This is a genomic window from Acinetobacter sp. ESL0695, assembly GCF_029392135.1.
In the GTDB taxonomy this organism is placed as follows: Bacteria; Pseudomonadota; Gammaproteobacteria; order Pseudomonadales; family Moraxellaceae; genus Acinetobacter; species Acinetobacter pollinis.
Genome location: NZ_CP113932.1, coordinates 474,878 through 492,851, shown reverse-complemented (window position 1 = coordinate 492,851; position 17,974 = coordinate 474,878). Strand labels below are relative to the sequence as shown.

The window sequence follows — 17,974 nt, the reverse complement described above, 5'->3', positions numbered from 1 at the left end:
GCTGGTATTGTCCTGTACATTTAAATTCTCAACAGTGATCCCTCCTGCTTTATGGTGTGTTCCCTTCGTACTAGCACTTCTGCAGAATGTTCTTAATGATAGTTTAGTCTAAAAAATTTATTTAATAGGTTATTTCACATTTTGGTCTTTTAGTTTTACACGCTCTCGCCATAACTCTTTAGGAATTTGAGGATAATCTTGATCAAGCTCTTCTTCACTTAAATCACTAATTCCTTTCATATATAAACTCACCCAACTATCTTCTTCTGGAATATATGCAAAATCAATATTAAACTTCTCATCATCAGTTAAAGATATTTTAAAATGAGTCCATTTTTCTACAAATATATCCAAACATCTTAGCTCCTCCATTAAAACTATAATTTGATCTCCAATTTCATTTGGCATTTTATAAAAATCAAATGATTTTTTTTCACCATTTTGAGTAAACCATCTAAAGCTGTATGAGTTAGAATCACTATAAATGGTACCTGTACAAAAAATAATAATTGCTTCTTCTGCCATTATTGACCATAAAAGCTCACCAATTTTCTGATATATTTGTTGATCATTCATAAATTATTCGCCTGTTGATGTATTTTTCAATATTTGTCTTATAGGATCAGTTGAACCAATTTGATGTGTCACAAGAAAACTATCGAGTCTTTTTCTCGAACCTGAATATACTGGTTGAATATTTACTTTGACAGAATAGTTGCTTTCTAACGCTTTTTTCCACCCTAACTCCAGCTGATAACATGCACCACTTGAGCCGTTAAATTTTTTATCCATAGATACAATATTTATACCTTCACCTGGACCTTTAAACATAGATGCAATTAATTGTCCCCCCTGAGACTCAGCTCATGACCTGCTGTTTCTATAATGCTTAAACGGTTTACATTATTTACATCTCATATTGTTCTCTGTATTTGCAAAATGATCATAAAAAAGCAGATTAATATTTAATCTGCTTTTAGGAAATCTTGAAATATTATATTAGTCTTTGAATTCACCCATGCAGGACTGAATATCATAAATGAATTGTGTTTTTACTTCTCTATTTCTATCTATGGTTAATATAAATTTCCTCCAATCTCCACCAGAGTGTTTATGCATTACCTCATGTAAAATTTCACATATTTTTTGAGAATCATCACTAAAACTATCGAAATTCTCAGGAATCTCTTTTCTACCATCCTGCTCATACCAAGCTGAAAATGAGTACCAGTTCTCTTGTCGATTAAACTTATATTCTAGGTATGCCTCATCATATACTTTTCCACTTACAAAATTTAACTGTCGTGATAACTCATTCAAAATTTCAATCTGTTCTTGCATTTTATCTTCCCCTTTTTCATTCTTAAATGCTTCTTTAACAGGCTTATAATCGATAATATAGCTTAACTGTATTTAATCAGGTCTCGGAAATTTTGGATCATTTCTCGTAAACTTAATTGTAACATTATCAATAACCCTTCCATCCTTGTTTGCATTTTTAAAATATGCTTTGTAAGCAGAGTTAAGGTGGAATGTAAATATTCGCGACACGATCTGCTTTCGGCTGTGTCCGATTAACGGTAATGTCCTTGCCTGCAGTGAGTCCAATACGTTGTCCCTGTATCTGACCATCTTCAATGCGAATATCGTTATTCGCATTCATTTCTACTTACTGGTTTTCTATACGACCTTTAAGTACATTAATATCTTTTGCATTAAGTAGGACTTCTTCTTTTCCATAGATTGTCCCAGAGTTATTAATCTCTTTTTGCTCACCTAAAATAACAATATAATCTGCTGAAATTAGACCGCCATAACCTTTTAAATCTCCTTTTTGGCTACGTACGTATATTTGAGGCACCAATGCCTGAACAATACGACCATCCTCTAACTGTATTGGTTTTTCAACTAACCAGACGATATCACTCGTCAAATGAGACATTTGCTCTGCTGTTAAAGTGATACCTGGGCGTAGACCATACTCCTTTGCAAAAGTCAGTCCATTATTCATTAATGCTTGGTACTGTTGATCGTCATCATGATATCCATTTAAGAAACGACGACCTGTTAATTGCGCAATTTGGTCTTGAACTAAACGTTGCTCATAATAACCATCACCCAATCTCTTTTGCGTCAATGTAGGGTCAAGCTTGAGTGCGTCAAGCATATACGCAGAAGATACCCAGTTTTTATAGCTTACAAATGTAGGATCTGTTTCTACAAGGTAAGATACCCTTTTCGATATCGCTACTTTAACAAACATTGAGGTACTTGGACTGTGCTTGAGTAAAGGTGGAACACAGTCTAGCTCCACTAGACTATTATACCTTAATGAGGAATAGTTAAACCCATAAGCTCTACTTCTTTTACAGAACTATAGCTTACGAAAAAATCGTATTGCTCGTTACCAATGCTCCATCTTTGAGTTAAAAGATGCCCATTATCATACTTTCTGATCGATATTGGTTCACCAAGCAAGCTAACCAGGTCTTCACTTTTCATAGAAAATTAAAGGCCAAATGGAAGCCCTAGATTATATTTAGAAAAGCCTTCAACTCCTTCATTATAAAAAAATATTGTAGACAGATATAATATCTCTCCTAAAAGAGGCTTATTAATATTTTCTAAAAAAAATGCTTCATCTGTAAAAATAAAACTTAATCCTTTAGATTCATTCTATATATAAGTCATGCTCATCTATCCAATCTCCATCTTCATCATAAAGAGAAAGTTTTATATCTTTCTCATCTTTAATAAAATTATTTTTCACAAAGAAATTGATTAAATTATTATCTTGATTTGATTTTCCTAAAAAACTACTCAAATCATCTATAAAGTTTTTCATTACTTTTGACCTTTGTAAAGAATATCTTTAGTGAAAAGATGATGATAACCACCCAATAACTCTATCGTCTGAAATGTAACATTCAGTATTATATATGGCATTTTTTTATACTATTTCGCATCAGGTATGCTTAAAGCAATATACCTAATATCTCCAGAAAAACTATAAGAAACAAAGAGTGTATAAGGTAGATGTTTAAAACTCCACTTTTGACTAAGTAAAATGTCTTCATCACTTTTTCCACAAAAGATAGGATTTCCAAAAATATCTATTAAGTCATGTATTTTCATAGAAAAATTAAGATCAAATGGAAGCCCTAAGTTGTATTTAGAAAAGCACTCAACCCCTTCATTATAAAAAAATATTGTAGACAAATATAATATTTCTCCTAGAAGAGGCTTATTAATATTTTCTAAAAAAAATGCTTCATCTGTAAAAATAAAACTTAATCCTTTAGATTCGTTCTTTATATATAAGTCATGCTCATCTAGCCAATCTCCATCTTCATCATAAAGAGAAAGTTTTATATCTTTCTCATCTTTAATAAAATTATTTTTCACAAAAAAATTGATTAAATTATTATCTTGATTTGATTTTCCTAAAAAACCACTCAAATCATCTATAAATTTTTTCATTACTTTTGACTTCTGTAAAGAATATCTTTTAGGAATTTATCATAATCTTGATTTGTTTTACAATTTAAGGTATCAAACGCATTCTTTAGCTTACCTACATGTTTTGGTGCTAATTTTTCTGCATTCTGTATCATTGCGTCAGAATCCCGTCTCTGTGCAGCCTGTAAATCAGAAGCATCCTTTTGCTGTAAATCTTTCGGCAGTATTAACTGACTGACGTGTTCATTAACCTCTTTATTATTGAGCCCTTGCGCTTTTAAATCTTGTACATAGGCTTCTTCTGTTGCTTCTAGCACCTGAGGATTATATACCAATGTTCTAAATAATTTACGATCACCACCTTCCCTAATATATTCTTAGTACTTGTTAATAATTTCACTACCAAATGCCTTGAAGCTATCTGGAAGGACTGCAAGTTTAGTTTGTATTCGATTAAGTGATTCTAAGGCTTGTTTTTTATACGCACCCTCAGGTAAAGCCCCAACAATATTCTGTGCAATTTTCGTTGCATTTTCTAAGAGTTCTTTCTAGTCTTGAATAATCTGAGTACGACCATCCGCAGTGAAAAGGCGATGTCTACGGTAACTCGACCATTTAACAGCCCTGTGGTCTGGTCTCGTGTGGTCTCTTGCGTATGTTGAATATCACGGTTGGCACTCTACTGTGCCTTGCCCCAATGTCGCTTTGGTCACTTGTTCAGTGGCCTGACCTGTATGGTTCATACCCACCGTCGTTGAACTATTTGGATATTTATAGCTGTTGGCATCTATCTAAGTCCATTGCCGATATAAGGACTTATGGGGAGAATGAACAAACTCGTGATCTATATTGAGATAAATCAACAGACTGATATTCTTCATCAAATAGCAGAGGACTTTCTATCGGTTCACTACCTAAAACCTCCTAGATAAAAGTCAGACTAGATCTAATTTCTCGTTTAGAAATAATCTTACTGACACCTCATTGGATCCAACCCATTTTTGTATTGGTATACAACCGTTAGTATGAAAAAATTCTACTAATTTATTCCAATCATTTCCACTACGTGTAATGTCCACATATTGAGATGATTCATATATATCTGTGATGGAAAAGTCTATTTTTTTATTCGATAAAAATAAAAAATAATGGCCTGTATACATAAATGCATTTATTTGTAGTACTGGGAATAAATCTTTCCTATCAATTTCAAATAAAGTGACAAATTTTAATTTATCTTTATTTAAAAATATTTCTTCCCTACTTAGCTTATATTTAATTAAATAATCAGTGAGAAAATTATCATTCCACAATCCTTTATAAATATTAATCCTATTATTATCACACCAAGTTTCTGAACATAGAAAAAAATAATATTTAAAATCTAGAGGTATATATTTCTCCATATAATTAGCAATTTCCTGCTCCATTTTCATAACATTATTCATTGAATCATAGGAGCTAATAAATAGTTCCTTATTATCATTTTTTCAACTTTAATAGTCATAATGATCTCCATTAGGTGTATTAAAATAAGGTCCTCTATTTTGCTTAGGATCATCATAAAATATATGTCTTCCTTTATCATCCCTAATAACGATTTCTTTAAATCTTCCACCATCTTTAGGAACTCTAAATACATACTGTAAACCAGGTTAGCTTTTACATCTTTTATCGACATTTGGAAGAACCTTCGATGGTTGCATAGTAGTCAGAATTCCTGCATCTCTTTTTGCTTACTTGAACTCCCCTTTACGACTAGCACCCTTAAGAGATAAATTAGGTGGCTGCTCTCCCTGTATTTTCTTTACAAGGTTTTCATCACAATTTGCATTATGAACCCACGTACCAAACATACCCACATGGTAAGTATGGAAACCTTCAATCTCAATGTTATAAACCGTATCTAAATAATCAGGAATCAAATGCTGAGATACCACCTTCAACTCGTTATTATTCCGATCTAATAATATCATCCCCGATTCAAGTAATGAGGCTTTCAGCCATCCATACTCTTTCACCCAAAATGGATACTCTACGGTCGTTTCTAAGATTTCTTGCTGACCCCAATTGAATTTTCAACAATCACTTTAAATATAGCTTGGTCTACTGTACGTTTGGTTGAAATAACTGGACGGTAACCATATTCGTGCGTTATCTCATATCGTGACCAAACCAATCCCCCCCGACAAATGTCTCTACAGCTTTCAACCCTTCTGATGTTTCTATCAACGTACCTGCGTTAAAACACGCATTTTCAGTTATACAGCCTCTTACACAAGGTTCTTCAATTTTTTCTTTCATAGCTGAATTACCGAATAATTCTAATTCTTTTATATGAGTATTGACCATTGTAGCATTCTTAATCTTCCCTACAGCCTCAACAACAACCGTCACCCCATTCTTAGCAACGATTACGGCCCCTTAACTTAAAATAAGTGAAATGACATTTGAGCTTGACCTAACTTTTCAAAATCAGCAGGAGTATCCCCTGCTATATTCATACGGGCGATGGTGTCTAAATTTTTTAAAATGGAGATTTTTATAATAGATTACGATAAATATGGTTTCAGACAAGCTAAGCTTTGAGGTTCGTATTCGTTTGAGATTTTATTTCGTTTTAGAAAATCTCAATACATTGATTCAAATTTTATAAAAAAATCATCGACTATACAAAATAAGGCTGTAATGTAAGTCAGAAGGATTAGAACTGATATTTTTTATGAATAAGCTGATCATTCAGATCATGATGGATTTAGATTAACCTATATAACTGCTTAATAGCTTTATTTTAGGATGGATCACCAGGGTTATAGTTCTTATTTCATTTTCAGAAACATAAGACTTTATTTCTAGCTTACTATCATCTTCATGTATATAAATAGATAGCAAATCTTTTTCATACATTTCTAAAATAATATCATCTTCTTTTGAAAGACAGATTTTGAACAAACCATCTAGCAAACCAAAACTAATTTTTAGGAGTACCTCATGTTCATTATATATTTCAATATATTGAACATAATCATCATTAATATAGCAATCACACCCTAAAGCTGAAATAAATTCTTCGCATTTAGGTATTATCATTTTATCTACAGAGTACATATTATTTATAACCTACCTTTCAAAATAGTTGTAGTTAACCTTCTAGAATTATTTGGCCTTACCTCAAATAAAGCCTCCATTTTTCTAAATCCTCCTAGGCCAGATATTAAAATTCCACGAATCTTAAAAAAAATGAATATTACTATTAATTTCTTTAGTAAAAGACTTTATTACATTTGAATTATCTTTTAATGAGTTAGCTAAAAATGATATTTCGACCTTTCTCAGTATTATCTATACTGATACTTGCAAGTTGTTGCTCATTTTGTAAATCATCTTGGTGTATTATGAACATCTGCTGATTATGGTCAACCGTTCTTGTTAGATTGTATCTGCTTTAGTAACCACAGGGAAAAGGACTGATATCCAAGAAGTGGCCTATCTATTATTCAATACGAGTAAATTTCAGGGTAAATTATTCGCAGATCGAGGATATATTTCTCAATTCCATCAGCAATTTTCGCAAAAAAATGCTGTCAACTGATTACACGAATAAGATCATCTATAGCTGTATTCCCTTTAAATAAAGAAGGTGAGCATTATATGTGTCAAAGAAACTTTCTTGAAATACTGTATGGGCAGCTCAAAGAAAGCTTTGGATTAAAAAACTCCCGTCATCGCTCATGGCAAGGGTATATTGTTCATATTTATGCCACATTGATTGCTTATCAATGTACTGCGACTAAACCTAAAGTTCAGGACTTTTAAATGATTTCTTATCTGTGATTTGGGTTATCTATAGTCTTATCAAAAATAATAAATTCTTTATCTACACTAATTCGTCTAGGCAAAGAATCTTTAACTTGAATTGAATTGTTCAATTGTTCTTGCCCATTTTTTGGTGCCTTTGATTTTATAGGATTATCTTTCTTACCATGATATGAGGCATTCTCATATTTAAGGTCACAATTTGCATTATGAACCCAGGTACCAAACGTACCCACATGGTAAGTGTGAAAACTTTCAATCTCAATGTTATAAACCGTATCTAAATAATCAGGTTCACTACATCAATGCAGTTATATTACAAATTTAACCAAAAAAGTATCCAAATCCTTTAATCTGTATTTCTTGGTTTTGTATTTGTATACTATTTATTCTATTAATAGCATATCCCTGAGAAATATTTTTTGAGAAAAATGGATTTAAAAGTAGATTATCGTAATCTAAAATTAATTCACTAAATTCTCGAGGGTTTTTATAAGCGAGAGTTTGACTATCTGGATATTGCAAAGTTTTAAGAAAAGTAATATCAGGCTCTGACTGATCCTGATCATCAATTTTGCATTGCAAAATAAATTCATCAATTGTACTAGTTGTAATCTGTAAAAACTCATTTATGTTTTGTTTCCATATAAAATCTTTTTCCAAATCTAATATATCATTCTGTCCATAACCTAAATCTCTAATAGTCACTTGTTTATCAAAGTTTAAAACCATATTTTGAACTTGAAACACTGTATTTTCCTTTAAAATTTATTTGGTGGAATTATAAGTACTTTACCATCTGGACTAATTGTTACCGAACCTGATGAGTAATACGGTTTTCCTGCTTTAGGATCTCTATCTGAGCGAATACCAGAGCGCTGAAAAAACTCTTCTGGTGATTTAATTTCACTAATTACAGCTGTAGAATTTCCTGATGTAATAATTGTTTTCTCGATAGGAGCACTATTAGCTATATGATCTAATTTTTTAATATTTTTTCCTGATTGATGAATATTTAAGTTACCAAATCTAATATTAATATCACTCCCCTCAACATGGTTGCCCCCACACACGACTACCTCCAAACACTAAAGAAGTATCTTTTCTAATGAGTACTCTCTATTTTATTCAAGTTTGGTAAAACTTCATTATTTGTAATCTTATTATTAATACCTAACTTAACAGGCACTTTCACATTAGCCTTACCAATCGGAGTGCCTTACAATATATTCGATTTCGCTGCAATACCTGAGCCTAGAGTAAGACTACCTAGAGCAGTACCAATCGCAATATTCTCTTGTATTGCCTGATCTGCTCCAAAGGTCTTTACACCTAAATAACTACCTGCCGCAATAACACTATTACCCACCATTCCTAGTATTGCATTTACGCCACGACTACTGTCTGATCGTAATTTCTCAATAGCCTCAGCAGTATTCTCTATTTCTCAATTCTGGTAACCGTCTGGATAAAGATATAGCCTAAATTTATGTTTCCTGAACTATCCCTTGGATACACATAAACTGAATTATATTTCCTTACACTACCACTTGCATATAAATTAGCTTGGTATTGCTTAGAGACCTGATCTTGCATTCGAACAAGTTTCTGTACTTGATCATACTCACTAGAAACTTTAGGAACCATATTAAACAATCTATTCAGTTGTGAACCTGACAGCATGATTGGGTATTTGGCATCGTGTGCAACACCATCTAAAACAATATCGACTTTCTGATAAAACCTTTTACTTTTTTTCTGAGTTTCATGTTTTAGATGGTCAACATCACCTATCGAAACCTCGCCACCTTTAATATTTAAGCCATTTAAGTGTCCAAAGGTATTTTGAAGCTGAATCTCACTATTAATATGATTTAGACCTTGTGTTTCAGCATGTGAATCTTTTTGTCCAATTGAGGCATTTACACCACCTGAGCTGTAACTTGCACTTTGACTATTGCTACGCATGTAATGTGTATCTGCACTTACATTAAAGTTCTTTGTCCCATTAAAGTAGGTACTGCCTGTGCTATAAATTTGACTGCCTTGTACATGGGCATCTTATTGTTGCGATCTTAAATAAGAAGGGGACACTGCCCACTTTTAACTGGGGGAACATATCACTTAATGATGGATTTGCTTTGAGGGGCTATTGAATCGCCACTATGAATATCTAACATATTTGGCTGACACAGAGTTTTTGAACACCCTCTCCTAGTACGACAAAACCAATTATTTAGTAATATAAATACTTTCTATCACTGCCTCATCCTGTTTTTCAGTTAAATCAGGAATAAATAACTTAATTTTATGATTGTTAAAGTTTATTTCTAAATCATCTTCAACTTCATCAAAATAAATATTTTTTTTAGTGAAAAGCTTTTTTAACGAAAAGACTTTCGTACCAATTAAATTCATATTATCAACAAAAAAACTGCCGTGAGGTGAATAAATCTCCAACCCAATTATCATGTCTTTATCATCATAATAAATACCAGTACCATCTGAAAACGAATAGTCGATTGTATTATTATCAAATAGACTTTTTTTTACAGTAATACATTCACTTAATATAGCTTTAATATCATCTCTAGTTCTATCTTCCAAGAAAAAGTTACAGCTACCATCTTCAACAAAAAAAAATTCATCATAATTTACCATTACATTGCTACTTACTAATAAATTCTCTTTATAAGGATCGAATGTCCATAACTCTGTCTAGGATCAACCTTAATGGTCAACACTTAAGCTGATATTACCCCCTAGATTGGAAAAAAGATCATTAAAAAAGTAGATTAATGTTTAATCTTCTTTTAGGAAATCTTGAAATATTATATTAGTCTTTGAATTCATCCATGCAGGACTGAATATCATAAATGAATTGTGTTTTTACTTCTCTATTTCTATCTATGGTTAATATAAATTTTCTCCAATCTCCACCAGTGTGTTGCTGCATTACATTATGTAGTTGTTTACATAACGCAATAACTTTTGTTGATTCATAATCAGATGGAAGATAAGCCTTACCATTTTTTATACTAGATAGCGTCATTGATTTCCATCCTTCATTTGGATTAAACATATATTTCAAATATGCTGAATCATAGTCAGCTACACTACAGAAGTTTAAAATAGTACTTAATTCATTTAACATATTTAATTGGGTTTTCATTTAATCCCTGCTTTTGCTTTATTTTCAAACTCTACAGTTTTTCTCTCTGCTCCAATAGTATATACTACGATTATTTGGTCAGGTCTCGAAGATTTTGGATCATTTCTCGTAAACTTAACTGTAACATTATCAATAATCGTTCCATCCTTGTTTGCATTTCTTACTACATTTTCAAAATATACTTTGTAAGCAGAATTGTTAAAATTTAAATTCTGTGGGAATAAGTTATAGCGGTCACACGTTCCCCCATAGCACAAGCCTGAATATGACCACATACATCAGCCTCTTCACCTAACTTACCTACTGCTGTCTGTCTTTTATCTCTGTTACCTTTATTATCAAAATCAGGCTTAAAGCTAATTTCCTCAACAGGATCAAACTCCTTAGTTTTAAACTCAGTACCATTTCATAACTTATAGTGTTTCGATGGTTGTAAACTATTTACTAAATCATATTCTAAAATTCCTTTTTATTTAGATCTTTATAAGCAATAAGCTCAGCATTTTCAGAAAGATTAGTAGTTTTACACCCACTGCTATTACGACCCACTTCAACCTGATGGCCATCAATATTTATATGCGTATCCGATTTAGCTGTCACATCTCCACCAAACCACCAATTTTTAATGTACCCTGCCCATAGTCAAGCATCGTAACACCCGTCGATTGTATGTGCTGACCATAAATATCAATACCAGTATTGCTCTGTACATTTAAGTTCTCGGCAGTGATCTCTCCTGCTTTATGGTGTGTTCCTGTCGTGCTGCTACTTTGTGTTATATTTTCTGTTCTAACACCACCTAAGCGTATACTGTCGTCATTGACCTTAAAACCAAGACCTTGAGCCGTTTCTTTACTATGACTATTGAGTGTTTTGAATTGCTCTTGAGCCGCATCAAAGATGACTTTCTCACCTGAAATAGAAATGTCCTTGGCATTTGTACTGGTCAGTGTTGTATTGCCTAAACCTTCTATGCCAATATGATTGCTAGCAGTTAGGTCACTACTATTTTGTGAAATGGTTTGATGGTATGTCTTACTGCTTTCCCCAATCGTCACTGGAGATTTTATAAAGGGAAAACTTTTCAATCCAATCGAAATGACTTTCGCCAGTTCTTTCATAAAACCACGATACCCCGATTGATGTTCGTTCCAATCTTCGTTTTAGGTTTCTATCGTAGAAATATGTATGTTTGGTGCTAAAGACTGTCCATCTGAATTGAGTTCACCATGGTTAGTATCTGTTTTAGTGTTGGCAATATATAGATCATGTTTTGCATTTAAGTTCGTCGCTTGTAGTGCAATGTTCTGTCCCGCATTCACATCAATATCTTCACCCGCACTTAATTGTGTTTGAGCAATATCTTGGTGCATGTAACCTACTTGGTCATTACGATATTTAACTGTACCTTTCTTCGCAGATTTTACATCTTTACTTTCTATGTCTTCAGCAGACAATAAGACCACATCATTGCATAATAGTATGCTAAAGCGTGCCTATTCAACTAGTTGCTTTAGCATATGATAATATTATGGAATATAAATTGATCTTTTTTGAGAAAACCTTAAGATCGATGAAGGAAATATCTCTTGAAGCAAAAATCTATTATTAAAAATAAATATTTTAGGGGATAGTGCTGTAACGTCTTCTATTTTGTCTAAAATATGTTTTAACTTACACTCAAAAATAGGTACTTCCAAACTATCCGCCACAACATAGACAGAATCATTTAAAAAATTTATTTTTGTTTCTAATAAAACATTTACTGAAGGATAATCACAGTGAGATACAATACTCAAATCAATAGTATTGAATTCAGTTAAGTAAGTATCTAATATATTCAGAATGATTTCTTGTTGTTTAAGATCATCAATAATATTGATATTTTCACCTAAAGCACTTTTACATTCCTCAAACAATAAGTTCAATTGTACACTCCAATTTCTATCAAATTAATTAAATTGTTTTAATAAGGCCTTAAACGTCTTTTCATGCTCATCAAAGGGTATTACCTGCTTAATTCCTTTATTTTTTACCATTACTAAAATCCCAAATATTAATATGTACACCCTTTTTTGGATCAAAATCTAGCCACCATCCTTCTTTGGTATCAAATGTCTGACGTCCAATAATTTCGCTGCATCTACATAGGCATTACGTACGCCAATCTCTGCAGAAATGCTTTCAGTATGGGTTTTATTTTCTGTCGTGGTCTTGTCTTTATAACCACCAATGTTTAATGCACTCTGCCCATAGTCAAGCATCGTAACACCCGTCGATTGTATGTTTTGACCATAAATATCGATACCAGTATTGCCCTGTATATTTAAGTTCTCGGCAGTGATCTCTCCTGCTTTATGGTGTGTTCCTGTCGTGCTGGTACTTTGTGTCGTATTATCTGTTCTCACACCACCTAAGCGTATACTGTCGTCATTGACCTTAAAACCAAGACCTTGAAATGTTTCTTTACTATGACTATTGAAGGTTTTGAATTTCTCTTGAGCCGCATGAAAGATGACTTTCTCACCTGAAATAGAAATGTCCTTGGCATTTAAACGTGTACTGGTCAGCATTGTATTGCCTAAACCTTCTGTGCCAATATGATTGGTAGCAGTTAGGTCACTACTATTTTGTGAAATGATTTGATGGTATGTCTTGCATTTAAGTTCGTTGCTTGCAGTGCAATGTTCTGTTCCGCATTCACTTCAATATCTTCACCTGCACTTAATGGTGTTTAGGCAATATCTTGGTGAGTGTAACCTACTTGGTCATTACGATATTTAAATGTACCTTTCTTCGCAGATTTTACATCTTTACTTTCTGTGTTTACAGCAGACAATAAGACTACATTGCCTTGCGCTGCATTTAATCCAATATGATCCCGTTGCATTGACTATGTTTACCGAAGAAACCTGATTTTAAGATTTTTTATATAAGATCGCAGACTTGTAAGCCTCTATGAACCCAAACATCCTTAACATTACACTCTGGATAAATCCATTTATGCCAATTTTCAGTAAGCCAAATAGCTGATACGTCCTCATATACTTCTGAATCAGGAAGTTTCTGATAACAGTTTTTTCCAGCTTTATATCCAGTAATCGTCATTAAACATAATCCACTTTTGTCTGGTGATTGACAAATCATCATAACAACTTCACTTTCAAAAGGGTATTTTGCAGAAAATTTAAGAAGTGTTCCTTTAATAAAGGATTTTCCTGCTAATTCCGTAAGTTTCACCCAATTTGTTAACATATTTTCAATCTCATATTTTCGCTACTGTTTACTGCATATAGTAATCATATATTTACAATTCATGAGCTGATAACCCTTCATGAATCATAACTTCATTTATATTGCAATTTGGATACACCCATTCATTCCAGTTTTCAATAAGTGACTTAGACATTAATCCATTACGAGTAGCTTCATTTGGAAACAAAGTATACATATTGTCCCCAGCTTGAGCACCTGTAAGTGAAATTAATCCAAGCCCAAAAGGGTTAAAACCCTCCTCACAAGTCATCATAATGACCTCCTCTTTAAAAGGATATTTTTTTTCAAATTTAAATAACATTCCTCTTTGAATTCGAATGTTGGGATTATCAACTAATTTTGACCAATTCATTTTATTTCACCAATAAGTTATGACCCCTAGATTTGTCAAGAGAACCAGGTTTAGGGGTTAATGTATGTAAAGTTACTTCACCTAAATGAGTCCATTTTTAGGATTAATTTTCCCCAAGCTCGGCAAGTTCAGGTTATAAATAATAATAATTCCCATAAAAATTAAATGCACTTGTTGTCGAACTATCAACTACTTTATAATCATTAATATTATCTGACAGTGTGAAATCTCCAAATGTATATTGCCATAGCAACGGATAAAACGACTCTAAAAAAAATGCCATTGACTTTTTATCAGGTGCTCCAATAAATACGTCCTGTGTTCGCCGATAACATAATTTATCAGCATCTTCACCAAATTTCATAAGGTAAAAAAAAGCAGTTTGATAATTTCGGTACCACGCAATGCTTTTTTCTCTCATAAACTCATAGGAAGGAATCGTCACTTCTTCCGCAATTTTTTTTACATCTTCCTCATTATTACATGAATAAAACTTAACATTATCTTCATCTATAATAATAATGTCGCCAATGAGACTAGAAAACCAAGATTCATTTACTAAATACATATATAATCTCTCAATCATTATTTACGCTCAGGTAAAACTGGATAAGCACTTACCAACTCGCCTGTTTTTTATCGAGAGTTACCTCTACTTTTCTAGATTTACCATATACTTCCCCGGCACATAATATTCTTCTACAACTATTTTATTACCAAAATCAATATTAACTTTTCCTCCTGCTCTCTCAGGAGCCTTTAATGCAGATTGTATTGCGTACTCCAAATCACGATTATCTAAAAAACGGGTTGCATCGGGGAGATGTTTAGACCTATTTGTAACTCTATTTGGCTAGTCAGGTGGAATACCTGTTTCAGCTCTATATTGTTGTTCTAAAGTTGTTTCTACACCGTGTCGATTAAGAGCATGTACACCTACATAGCGATAATCTTTCTCAATTTTTTGAATATTTTTATTAATTTAATCACAATTCTGATTATGAACCCACATGGTAAGTGTGGAAACCTTCAATCGCAATGTTATAAACTGTATCTAAATCGTCAGGAATCAAATGCTGAGATAGAACGTTCAATTCATTATTATTCCGATCTAATAATATCATCCCCGATTCAAGTAATGAGGCTTTGAGCCATCCATAGTCTTTCACCCAAAATGGATGCTCTACGGTTGTTTCTAAGATTTCTTGCTGACCAATTGAGTTTTCAATGACCACTTTAAATATAGCTTGGTCTACTGTACATTTGGTTGAAATAACTGGATGGTAACCATATTCGTGGGCTATATCGTGTCGTGACCAACCCAACTCACCCCGATAGTAAGGCCATAGGTTGCTGTATTTGCTACTACACCTGCCATCACTGCGCCTGCTGCAATCTGTGCTGCTGCAACATTGGTAGCTGCCATGGCAATATTGGCTTTTGTGTCGCCTAAATCTTTCCTGCCGCATAGTCTTTTTTAGCTTGGTTGTATGCCAGTCTTGCATCATTTAAAGCTTTAACGGCATCTTTAACGGCAATCACCGCTTTCGCTGCATCTAAATAAGCATTACGCACACCTATCTCTGCAGAAATGCTTTCGGTATGGGTTTTATTTTCTGTCGTGGTCTTGTCTTCATAACCACCAATGTTTAATGCACCCTGCCCATGGTCAAGCACCGTCACACCCGTCGATTGTATGTTTTGACCATAAATATCAATACCGGTATTGTCCTGTATATTTAAGTTCTCGGCAGTGATCTCTCCTGCTTTATGGTGTGTTCCTGTCGTGCTGGTACTTTGTGTTGTATTGTCTGTTCTCACACCACCTAAGCGTATACTGTCGTCATTGACCTTAAAACCAAAACCTTGAACCGTTTCTTTACTATGACTATTGAGGGTTTTGAATTGCTCTTGGGCCGCATCAAAGATGCCTTTTCTCCTGTAATGAATACATCTTTGATGGATATCTATGCTGGTTAATGTGGCGTTAGCTAAACCTTGTATGCATATGTTGATGGCATTTAACTGACCTGCATTTTGTGTGATGTTTTGGCTATATTTATTTTGTTAATATCAGCCATTAGAATTAATTGGAGATGATGAATCTTGTCAAGATTTTAAACCCTTTGGTGTGAAATCGAAATCTTCGATAGTTTTATTCTTTGATTTCAATAAGTCTACTGTAAATTGATGATCAACTTTTAACAACGATTGAATGGCATCATAAATTTTCCAGCGATGAATTTCTGGATGGTCAATAATTGCGGTCAAATGTTCTTCTAAATAGGGAATGTATTCATTAAAATGGTATTTTTCAACTAAAGAAAACATATATCTGATATCGAATGGTTCATTATTTGACCTGTGAATAATTTTACACACATAAGGGAAGATCTTCTTTCGTGCAATATCACTATTTCCCAAATCAGAATTAACCGCCCAATAGCAACTTAATGCATCAAGCACATACTGTAGTGTTGCATCATATGAATGTAGCCTATGACCAATATATCCCTCTACAGAGTCTGTATCTATCAGCTCAGTTAACTTATCAAAGCCTTCATTTATACCCCAATTAGTCAGTAGTAAAGCTGCTTGAAAAGCAATATAATCATTTAAATTAGAAAGCAACTCTTTTACACCAGTGATACGCTCAGCTGGGATATCTTCTGCATCTAGCTCTCCTGGTTCAGTCGCATAATCGGCATGCTCAGGGATATCACAGAGTAAATACTCTATTTTATCATCCATACACTTTCTCCTCATTACTTTTTAATATACTCAGGTGGAATACAGCCTTTAATTAAGCATTCACCATCCCGAGTTGCATTATATAAATCTTTTTCAGCTCTCTCTAAACTTTTGCTATTCCTATCACTTGGATTTCTATCATATTTAGTTTGTGCTTGATCAAGCCTTTTCTGTAAAATATCCTTAATTTCTGAATGTGGTACAATCTGTTAAATAGGCATTACGCACACCTATCTCTGCAGAAATGCTTTCGGTATGGGTTTTATTTTCTGTCGTGGTCTTGTCTTCGTAACCACCAATGTTTAATGTACCCTGCCCATGGTCAAGCACCGTAACACCTGTCGATTGTATGTTTTGACCATAAATATCAATGCCGGTATTGCCCTGTACGTTTAAGTTCTCGGCAGTAATCTCTCCTGCTTTATGGTGTGTTCCTGTCGTGCTGGTACTCTGTGTCGTGTTGTCTGTTCTCACACCACCTAAACGTATACTGTCGTCATTGACCTTAAAACCAAGACCTTGAACCGTTTCTTTACTATGACTATTGAGGGTTTTGAAAATTCTTTGCGATTATCTAAGTCCGTTGTCGATATAAGGACTTATCCTGCAACACTAGCAGCTATATCTATTTGGTTATTAATATCATCACTTTTTATACTCCGTCTTTATACTTTGCCTCTTTCCAAAGTTCAAGCTTATGGGGAAAATGAACAAACTCGTAATCTATGCGTTGTCGATATTGAGATAAATCAGCAGGTTGATATTCTTCATCAAATAAATAATCCCATAAAACAAAAAGAAATGGGTAATAACACTCAATATACCACTTTTCAATGTCAATACTGACTGTATCAACATCATCAATGCCAGGAAAACATGCATTAATTGGAATAACACCGTTAGATGTAATTATTTGGCGTAAGCTTTCTTTATATAAATTATATCCTCTATATTCTGCATTATATGTTTCAATAGATCCGACTAATCTTTCTAACCAATATAAGGCTGTATCTGTATTTCTAAAATCAGAATCATAGTACTGATTATATTCTTCTCGAGATAAATAATGCTCTAAAGCATCATCATGAAAATCACCAAATAATAATGCAATATGATATGGACTGTACTCAATCATTTATTTTTTCCTT

Annotated in this window: 36 protein-coding genes; 1 reads left to right on the top strand and 35 read right to left on the bottom strand. The window is 33.3% G+C overall.

The features are described from left to right. Nucleotides 1-129: 129 nt before the first annotated feature. The 13 genes from OZX61_RS02285 to OZX61_RS02225 all read right to left on the bottom strand — a co-directional run bounded on the left by OZX61_RS02285 (nt 130) and on the right by OZX61_RS02225 (nt 6,567). The gene (locus OZX61_RS02285; RefSeq protein ID WP_277095191.1) at nt 130-576 is read right to left on the bottom strand and encodes a hypothetical protein; all 447 of its coding nucleotides are present in this window, start codon (nt 574-576) and stop codon (nt 130-132) included. A 3-nt stretch (nt 577-579) separates the two neighbouring features. Continuing rightward, nucleotides 580-831 (bottom strand): DNA/RNA non-specific endonuclease, encoded by a 252-nt coding sequence (locus OZX61_RS02280; RefSeq protein WP_277095190.1) that lies wholly within the window; start codon nt 829-831, stop codon nt 580-582. A 168-nt stretch (nt 832-999) separates the two neighbouring features. Next, a complete protein-coding gene (locus OZX61_RS02275) occupies nt 1,000-1,341 on the bottom strand; it encodes a hypothetical protein (protein WP_277095189.1) in 342 nt (113 codons plus the stop codon). Between the two features lie 181 nt (nt 1,342-1,522). Next, on the bottom strand, nt 1,523-1,663 hold the full coding sequence (locus tag OZX61_RS02270; protein ID WP_277095188.1) for a hypothetical protein: 141 nt from the start codon (nt 1,661-1,663) through the stop codon (nt 1,523-1,525). A 6-nt stretch (nt 1,664-1,669) separates the two neighbouring features. Continuing rightward, nucleotides 1,670-2,314, bottom strand: a complete 645-nt coding sequence (locus tag OZX61_RS02265) for an S-layer family protein (RefSeq protein ID WP_348521172.1) — start codon at nt 2,312-2,314, stop codon at nt 1,670-1,672. Between the two features lie 14 nt (nt 2,315-2,328). Continuing rightward, entirely contained in the window at nt 2,329-2,502 is a 174-nt protein-coding gene (locus OZX61_RS02260) for a hypothetical protein (RefSeq protein ID WP_277095187.1), read from the bottom strand. Nucleotides 2,503-2,671: 169 nt separating this feature from the next. Next, entirely contained in the window at nt 2,672-2,845 is a 174-nt protein-coding gene (locus OZX61_RS02255) for a hypothetical protein (RefSeq protein WP_277095186.1), read from the bottom strand. Nucleotides 2,846-2,955: 110 nt separating this feature from the next. Next, on the bottom strand, nt 2,956-3,480 hold the full coding sequence (locus OZX61_RS02250) for a hypothetical protein (RefSeq protein WP_277095185.1): 525 nt from the start codon (nt 3,478-3,480) through the stop codon (nt 2,956-2,958). After that, nucleotides 3,480-3,776 carry a hypothetical protein gene (locus OZX61_RS02245; RefSeq protein ID WP_277095184.1) on the bottom strand — a complete coding sequence of 99 codons (297 nt, stop codon included), beginning with the start codon at nt 3,774-3,776 and terminating at the stop codon, nt 3,480-3,482. Before OZX61_RS02245 ends, OZX61_RS02250 begins: the two co-directional genes overlap by 1 nt. Before the next feature lie 618 nt (nt 3,777-4,394). Further along, nucleotides 4,395-4,895, bottom strand: a complete 501-nt coding sequence (locus OZX61_RS02240; RefSeq protein WP_277095183.1) for a hypothetical protein — start codon at nt 4,893-4,895, stop codon at nt 4,395-4,397. A gap of 300 nt (nt 4,896-5,195) precedes the next feature. Beyond that, entirely contained in the window at nt 5,196-5,480 is a 285-nt protein-coding gene (locus tag OZX61_RS02235) for a polymorphic toxin-type HINT domain-containing protein (RefSeq protein ID WP_277095182.1), read from the bottom strand. A 133-nt stretch (nt 5,481-5,613) separates the two neighbouring features. Then, nucleotides 5,614-5,856: a hypothetical protein gene (locus tag OZX61_RS02230; protein WP_277095181.1), complete on the bottom strand. Its 243-nt coding sequence runs from the start codon at nt 5,854-5,856 to the stop codon at nt 5,614-5,616. Nucleotides 5,857-6,219: 363 nt separating this feature from the next. Further along, entirely contained in the window at nt 6,220-6,567 is a 348-nt protein-coding gene (locus OZX61_RS02225) for a hypothetical protein (RefSeq protein ID WP_277095180.1), read from the bottom strand. A 543-nt stretch (nt 6,568-7,110) separates the two neighbouring features. Here OZX61_RS02225 and OZX61_RS02220 point away from each other — a divergent pair. After that, nucleotides 7,111-7,275 carry a hypothetical protein gene (locus OZX61_RS02220; RefSeq protein WP_277095179.1) on the top strand — a complete coding sequence of 55 codons (165 nt, stop codon included), beginning with the start codon at nt 7,111-7,113 and terminating at the stop codon, nt 7,273-7,275. A gap of 324 nt (nt 7,276-7,599) precedes the next feature. On the opposite strand, the gene OZX61_RS02215 is transcribed toward OZX61_RS02220, so the two are convergent. From OZX61_RS02215 to OZX61_RS02110, 22 genes are all read right to left on the bottom strand, one after another. Beyond that, nucleotides 7,600-8,025 carry a hypothetical protein gene (locus tag OZX61_RS02215; RefSeq protein ID WP_277095178.1) on the bottom strand — a complete coding sequence of 142 codons (426 nt, stop codon included), beginning with the start codon at nt 8,023-8,025 and terminating at the stop codon, nt 7,600-7,602. 11 nt (nt 8,026-8,036) lie between these two features. Then, nucleotides 8,037-8,348 (bottom strand): hypothetical protein, encoded by a 312-nt coding sequence (locus tag OZX61_RS02210; RefSeq protein ID WP_277095177.1) that lies wholly within the window; start codon nt 8,346-8,348, stop codon nt 8,037-8,039. 146 nt (nt 8,349-8,494) lie between these two features. Continuing rightward, nucleotides 8,495-8,647 (bottom strand): hypothetical protein, encoded by a 153-nt coding sequence (locus OZX61_RS02205; protein WP_277095175.1) that lies wholly within the window; start codon nt 8,645-8,647, stop codon nt 8,495-8,497. 68 nt (nt 8,648-8,715) lie between these two features. Beyond that, nucleotides 8,716-9,312: a hypothetical protein gene (locus OZX61_RS02200; protein WP_348521175.1), complete on the bottom strand. Its 597-nt coding sequence runs from the start codon at nt 9,310-9,312 to the stop codon at nt 8,716-8,718. 195 nt (nt 9,313-9,507) lie between these two features. Further along, nucleotides 9,508-9,936: a hypothetical protein gene (locus OZX61_RS02195; protein ID WP_277095173.1), complete on the bottom strand. Its 429-nt coding sequence runs from the start codon at nt 9,934-9,936 to the stop codon at nt 9,508-9,510. Between the two features lie 175 nt (nt 9,937-10,111). Then, nucleotides 10,112-10,447, bottom strand: coding sequence for a hypothetical protein (locus OZX61_RS02190; RefSeq protein ID WP_277095172.1), 336 nt, complete (start codon nt 10,445-10,447; stop codon nt 10,112-10,114). After that, entirely contained in the window at nt 10,444-10,722 is a 279-nt protein-coding gene (locus OZX61_RS02185; protein WP_277095171.1) for a hypothetical protein, read from the bottom strand. The genes OZX61_RS02190 and OZX61_RS02185 overlap by 4 nt, the downstream gene beginning before the upstream one ends. Nucleotides 10,723-10,903: 181 nt before the next feature. After that, nucleotides 10,904-11,047 carry a hypothetical protein gene (locus OZX61_RS02180; protein WP_277095170.1) on the bottom strand — a complete coding sequence of 48 codons (144 nt, stop codon included), beginning with the start codon at nt 11,045-11,047 and terminating at the stop codon, nt 10,904-10,906. After that, the gene (locus tag OZX61_RS02175) at nt 11,044-11,568 is read right to left on the bottom strand and encodes a hypothetical protein (protein ID WP_277095169.1); all 525 of its coding nucleotides are present in this window, start codon (nt 11,566-11,568) and stop codon (nt 11,044-11,046) included. The genes OZX61_RS02180 and OZX61_RS02175 overlap by 4 nt, the downstream gene beginning before the upstream one ends. A 42-nt stretch (nt 11,569-11,610) precedes the next feature. After that, nucleotides 11,611-11,904: a hypothetical protein gene (locus OZX61_RS02170; protein WP_277095168.1), complete on the bottom strand. Its 294-nt coding sequence runs from the start codon at nt 11,902-11,904 to the stop codon at nt 11,611-11,613. A gap of 72 nt (nt 11,905-11,976) precedes the next feature. Next, nucleotides 11,977-12,375: a hypothetical protein gene (locus OZX61_RS02165; protein WP_277095167.1), complete on the bottom strand. Its 399-nt coding sequence runs from the start codon at nt 12,373-12,375 to the stop codon at nt 11,977-11,979. A gap of 159 nt (nt 12,376-12,534) precedes the next feature. Further along, a complete protein-coding gene (locus tag OZX61_RS02160) occupies nt 12,535-13,020 on the bottom strand; it encodes a hypothetical protein (RefSeq protein ID WP_277095166.1) in 486 nt (161 codons plus the stop codon). Nucleotides 13,021-13,181: 161 nt separating this feature from the next. Next, complete coding sequence (locus OZX61_RS02155) at nt 13,182-13,337, bottom strand: hypothetical protein (RefSeq protein WP_277095165.1); 156 nt, start codon at nt 13,335-13,337, stop codon at nt 13,182-13,184. 38 nt (nt 13,338-13,375) lie between these two features. Then, complete coding sequence (gene imm45 / locus OZX61_RS02150) at nt 13,376-13,702, bottom strand: Imm45 family immunity protein (RefSeq protein WP_277095163.1); 327 nt, start codon at nt 13,700-13,702, stop codon at nt 13,376-13,378. Between the two features lie 52 nt (nt 13,703-13,754). Continuing rightward, complete coding sequence (gene imm45, locus OZX61_RS02145) at nt 13,755-14,075, bottom strand: Imm45 family immunity protein (protein ID WP_277095162.1); 321 nt, start codon at nt 14,073-14,075, stop codon at nt 13,755-13,757. Between the two features lie 133 nt (nt 14,076-14,208). Then, nucleotides 14,209-14,643: a hypothetical protein gene (locus OZX61_RS02140; protein WP_277095161.1), complete on the bottom strand. Its 435-nt coding sequence runs from the start codon at nt 14,641-14,643 to the stop codon at nt 14,209-14,211. A 430-nt stretch (nt 14,644-15,073) separates the two neighbouring features. Then, entirely contained in the window at nt 15,074-15,400 is a 327-nt protein-coding gene (locus OZX61_RS02135; RefSeq protein ID WP_277095160.1) for a polymorphic toxin-type HINT domain-containing protein, read from the bottom strand. Then, a complete protein-coding gene (locus OZX61_RS02130; protein WP_277095159.1) occupies nt 15,376-15,501 on the bottom strand; it encodes a hypothetical protein in 126 nt (41 codons plus the stop codon). Before OZX61_RS02130 ends, OZX61_RS02135 begins: the two co-directional genes overlap by 25 nt. 23 nt (nt 15,502-15,524) lie before the next feature. Beyond that, nucleotides 15,525-15,896 carry a hypothetical protein gene (locus OZX61_RS02125; RefSeq protein WP_277095158.1) on the bottom strand — a complete coding sequence of 124 codons (372 nt, stop codon included), beginning with the start codon at nt 15,894-15,896 and terminating at the stop codon, nt 15,525-15,527. A 288-nt stretch (nt 15,897-16,184) separates the two neighbouring features. Next, a complete protein-coding gene (locus OZX61_RS02120) occupies nt 16,185-16,826 on the bottom strand; it encodes a hypothetical protein (protein ID WP_277095157.1) in 642 nt (213 codons plus the stop codon). Between the two features lie 183 nt (nt 16,827-17,009). Continuing rightward, nucleotides 17,010-17,300, bottom strand: a complete 291-nt coding sequence (locus OZX61_RS02115; RefSeq protein ID WP_277095156.1) for a hypothetical protein — start codon at nt 17,298-17,300, stop codon at nt 17,010-17,012. A 178-nt stretch (nt 17,301-17,478) separates the two neighbouring features. Continuing rightward, a complete protein-coding gene (locus tag OZX61_RS02110; protein WP_277095155.1) occupies nt 17,479-17,961 on the bottom strand; it encodes a hypothetical protein in 483 nt (160 codons plus the stop codon). Nucleotides 17,962-17,974 lie beyond the last annotated feature (13 nt).

Coding starts and splice junctions, on each gene's coding strand:
- OZX61_RS02270 (WP_277095188.1), bottom strand. CDS start 1,663: ATGAATGCGAATAACGATATTCGCATTGAAGATGGTCAGATACAGGGA.
- OZX61_RS02160 (WP_277095166.1), bottom strand. CDS start 13,020: ATGCTGACCAGTACACGTTTAAATGCCAAGGACATTTCTATTTCAGGT.
- OZX61_RS02110 (WP_277095155.1), bottom strand. CDS start 17,961: ATGATTGAGTACAGTCCATATCATATTGCATTATTATTTGGTGATTTT.
- OZX61_RS02185 (WP_277095171.1), bottom strand. CDS start 10,722: ATGTGGTCATATTCAGGCTTGTGCTATGGGGGAACGTGTGACCGCTAT.
- OZX61_RS02140 (WP_277095161.1), bottom strand. CDS start 14,643: ATGTATTTAGTAAATGAATCTTGGTTTTCTAGTCTCATTGGCGACATT.
- OZX61_RS02285 (WP_277095191.1), bottom strand. CDS start 576: ATGAATGATCAACAAATATATCAGAAAATTGGTGAGCTTTTATGGTCA.
- imm45 (WP_277095163.1), bottom strand. CDS start 13,702: ATGTTAACAAATTGGGTGAAACTTACGGAATTAGCAGGAAAATCCTTT.
- OZX61_RS02260 (WP_277095187.1), bottom strand. CDS start 2,502: ATGAAAAGTGAAGACCTGGTTAGCTTGCTTGGTGAACCAATATCGATC.
- OZX61_RS02255 (WP_277095186.1), bottom strand. CDS start 2,845: ATGAAAAACTTTATAGATGATTTGAGTAGTTTTTTAGGAAAATCAAAT.
- OZX61_RS02175 (WP_277095169.1), bottom strand. CDS start 11,568: ATGAAAGAACTGGCGAAAGTCATTTCGATTGGATTGAAAAGTTTTCCC.
- OZX61_RS02205 (WP_277095175.1), bottom strand. CDS start 8,647: ATGGTGGGTAATAGTGTTATTGCGGCAGGTAGTTATTTAGGTGTAAAG.
- OZX61_RS02225 (WP_277095180.1), bottom strand. CDS start 6,567: ATGTACTCTGTAGATAAAATGATAATACCTAAATGCGAAGAATTTATT.
- OZX61_RS02250 (WP_277095185.1), bottom strand. CDS start 3,480: ATGAAAAAATTTATAGATGATTTGAGTGGTTTTTTAGGAAAATCAAAT.
- OZX61_RS02120 (WP_277095157.1), bottom strand. CDS start 16,826: ATGGATGATAAAATAGAGTATTTACTCTGTGATATCCCTGAGCATGCC.
- OZX61_RS02240 (WP_277095183.1), bottom strand. CDS start 4,895: ATGAAAATGGAGCAGGAAATTGCTAATTATATGGAGAAATATATACCT.
- imm45 (WP_277095162.1), bottom strand. CDS start 14,075: ATGAATTGGTCAAAATTAGTTGATAATCCCAACATTCGAATTCAAAGA.
- OZX61_RS02195 (WP_277095173.1), bottom strand. CDS start 9,936: ATGGTAAATTATGATGAATTTTTTTTTGTTGAAGATGGTAGCTGTAAC.
- OZX61_RS02220 (WP_277095179.1), top strand. CDS start 7,111: ATGTGTCAAAGAAACTTTCTTGAAATACTGTATGGGCAGCTCAAAGAA.
- OZX61_RS02275 (WP_277095189.1), bottom strand. CDS start 1,341: ATGCAAGAACAGATTGAAATTTTGAATGAGTTATCACGACAGTTAAAT.
- OZX61_RS02280 (WP_277095190.1), bottom strand. CDS start 831: ATGTTTAAAGGTCCAGGTGAAGGTATAAATATTGTATCTATGGATAAA.
- OZX61_RS02155 (WP_277095165.1), bottom strand. CDS start 13,337: ATGCAACGGGATCATATTGGATTAAATGCAGCGCAAGGCAATGTAGTC.
- OZX61_RS02190 (WP_277095172.1), bottom strand. CDS start 10,447: ATGAAAACCCAATTAAATATGTTAAATGAATTAAGTACTATTTTAAAC.
- OZX61_RS02130 (WP_277095159.1), bottom strand. CDS start 15,501: ATGGCAGCTACCAATGTTGCAGCAGCACAGATTGCAGCAGGCGCAGTG.